The sequence below is a fragment of the Pseudomonas sp. RW10S2 genome (genome assembly GCF_014268985.1).
Classification (GTDB): domain Bacteria; phylum Pseudomonadota; class Gammaproteobacteria; order Pseudomonadales; family Pseudomonadaceae; genus Aquipseudomonas; species Aquipseudomonas wayambapalatensis.
The window spans coordinates 1-2792 of record NZ_JABWRO010000224.1 but is presented as its reverse complement, the minus strand read 5'-3'; the positions used below and the strand labels follow the sequence as shown (position 1 = coordinate 2792).

Genomic DNA, 2792 nt, shown 5'->3' with positions numbered 1-2792 from the left:
GGGAAGCTTTTCATACCGCCATGATTTTTGGCCAACAAAGTCCCCGCCGGCTCTAGGTCCCAGGGCCTGCATGCGTTAGCATCCGTCCCGACACAACGCACCGGTCGGAACGATCGTGCACACAATAAAATTCTGCGTACTTCTTGCTAGGGGACCTGGTGATGATGAAGAAATACCTGTCGCGCATGCTGCTCGGCGTCACCGCGCTGATCGCGGTCACAACCGCCCAGGCGGGCGCCATCGATGATGCGGTCAAGCGCGGCACCCTGCGCGTGGGTATGGACCCGACCTACATGCCGTTCCAGATGACCAACAAGCGCGGCGAGATCGTCGGCTTCGAGGTCGACATCCTCAAGGCGATGGCCAAGTCCATGGGCGTCAAGCTCGAGACCGTCTCCACTGCCTATGACGGCATCATCCCGGCCCTGCTGACCGACAAGTTCGACATGATCGGCAGCGGCATGACCCTGACCCAGGAACGCAACCTGCGCCTGAACTTCAGCGAACCCTTCATCGTCGTTGGCCAGACCCTGCTGATCCGCAAGGAGCTGGCAGGCGAGATCAAGTCGTACAAGGATCTGAACAACGAGAAGTACCGCCTGACGTCCAAGCTCGGCACCACCGGCGAGATGGTCGCCAAGAAGCTGATCAGCAAGGCCAAGTACCACGGCTACGACAACGAGCAGGAAGCGGTGATGGACGTGGTCAACGGCAAGGCCGATGCCTTCGTCTACGACGCGCCGTACAACGTGGTCGCGGTGAACAAGGCCGGGGCCGGCAAGCTGGTCTACCTGGAAGAACCCTTCACCTACGAGCCGCTGGCATTCGGTCTGAAGAAGGGCGACTACGACAGCATCAACTTCATCAACAACTTCCTGCACCAGATCAAGCACGACGGGACCTACGATCGTATTCACGACAAGTGGTTCAAGAAGACCGACTGGCTGAAGGACATGGAATAAGAGCCCGGACCACAAGCCCTGGCGATGACCCTGACGCGCAGGCAACCCCTGCGCGTTCGCATTTACGGAAGCACCCACGTGATCAAACACAAGAAAGCCCAGTGGCCCTGGCACGCGCTGACCGCGCTGGTGCTGGTGGGCCTGGCGTTCAGTCTGTACATGGCCACCTCGATGATTTCCTACGAGTGGCGCTGGAACCGTGTGCCGCAGTACTTCGCCTTCCAGGCCGAAGACGTGCAGCGCGCCGCGGCCTACGGCACCGTCGAGGAAATCGTCGTGTCCGGCAACGACGCGCGCGTCACGCTCAAGAGCGAGGACGGCGAGGTGCAAGTGCTGGAGGTGGTCAAGGACAGTCTGCAACTGAGCCGTGGTGACGATGTCGCCGAGGGCGACCAGATCGGCGTCACTCGCCACTGGGCGGCCGGCCCGCTGGCCTGGGGCCTGTGGACCACCTTGTGGATCTCGGTGCTTTCCGGAGCCTTCGGCCTGGTGATCGGCCTGTTCGCCGGGCTGTGCCGGTTGTCGAGCAACCCGACCCTGCGCGACCTGTCCACGGTGTATGTCGAACTGGTGCGCGGTACGCCGCTGCTGGTGCAGATTTTCATCTTCTATTTCTTCATCGGCACCGTGCTCAACCTGTCCCGCGAGTTCGCCGGGGTAGCGGCGCTGGCGCTGTTCACCGGCGCCTATGTGGCCGAGATCGTCCGTGCCGGCGTGCAGTCGATCGCCAAGGGGCAGAACGAGGCGGCGCGCTCGCTGGGCCTGAATGCCAGCCAGTCGATGCGCCATGTGATCCTGCCCCAGGCGTTCAAGCGCGTGCTGCCGCCACTGGCAGGGCAGTTCATCAGCCTGGTCAAGGACACCTCGCTGGTGTCGGTGATCGCCATTACCGAGCTGACCAAGAGCGGCCGCGAAGCGATCACCACGTCGTTCTCGACCTTCGAGATCTGGTTCTGCGTGGCAGGCCTGTACCTGCTGATCAACCTGCCGCTGTCGCACATTGCCAGCCGGCTCGAGCGGAGGCTTGCGCAAAGTGATTGAAGTCCGTGACCTGCTGAAAGTCTTCGACACCCGCGGCCAGGTGGTGCGTGCGGTGGACAACGTCTCCACCCAGGTCGCCAAGGGCGAGGTGGTGGTGGTGCTGGGCCCCTCGGGGTCGGGCAAGTCGACCTTCCTGCGCTGCCTGAATGGCCTGGAGCATTTCGACGAAGGCCACGTGGCCATCGACGGGCTGCGCCTGGAAGACCCCAAGACCGACATCAACGCCTACCGCCGTGAAGTCGGCATGGTGTTCCAGCACTTCAACCTGTTCCCGCACATGACCGTGCTGGAGAACCTGTGCCTGGCGCAGAAGGTGGTGCGCAAGCGCAGCAAGGCCGACCGCGAAGCCAAGGCCCGTGCGTTGCTGGAGAAGGTCGGCATCGGCCAGAAGGCCAATGAATACCCCTCTCGCCTGTCCGGTGGGCAGCAGCAGCGGGTGGCCATCGCCCGTGCCCTGGCGATGGACCCGAAGGTGATGCTGTTCGACGAGCCGACCTCGGCACTCGACCCGGAAATGGTCGGTGAGGTGCTGGATGTCATGAAGACCTTGGCTCAGGAAGGCATGACCATGGTCTGCGTGACCCACGAGATGGGCTTTGCCCGTGAAGTGGCTGACCGGGTGCTGTTCTTCGACCATGGCAAGTTGCTGGAAGATTCGGCACCCGCAGCGTTCTTCACGGCGCCGAAGGATCCGCGGGCCCAGGCGTTCCTGCGCCAGGTGCTCTGACCGGTTCGCTCTTTCCCGGGCAAGCCCAGCCACCGTAGGAGCGGCGGTTCGGCGCCCCGACT

General features: G+C 63.0%; 3 protein-coding genes. All 3 read left to right on the top strand.

Annotated elements, in window-relative coordinates:
• Window positions 1–164: 164 nt before the first annotated feature.
• A complete protein-coding gene (locus HU729_RS25365; RefSeq protein ID WP_054894813.1) occupies window positions 165–962 on the top strand; it encodes a transporter substrate-binding domain-containing protein in 798 nt (265 codons plus the stop codon).
• 78 nt (window positions 963–1040) lie between these two features.
• Window positions 1041–2003 carry an amino acid ABC transporter permease gene (locus HU729_RS25360; protein ID WP_054894812.1) on the top strand — a complete coding sequence of 321 codons (963 nt, stop codon included), beginning with the start codon at window positions 1041–1043 and terminating at the stop codon, window positions 2001–2003.
• Window positions 1996–2730, top strand: coding sequence for an ATP-binding cassette domain-containing protein (locus HU729_RS25355; RefSeq protein WP_186711906.1), 735 nt, complete (start codon window positions 1996–1998; stop codon window positions 2728–2730). The genes HU729_RS25360 and HU729_RS25355 overlap by 8 nt, the downstream gene beginning before the upstream one ends.
• The last annotated feature ends 62 nt before the right edge of the window (window positions 2731–2792 follow it).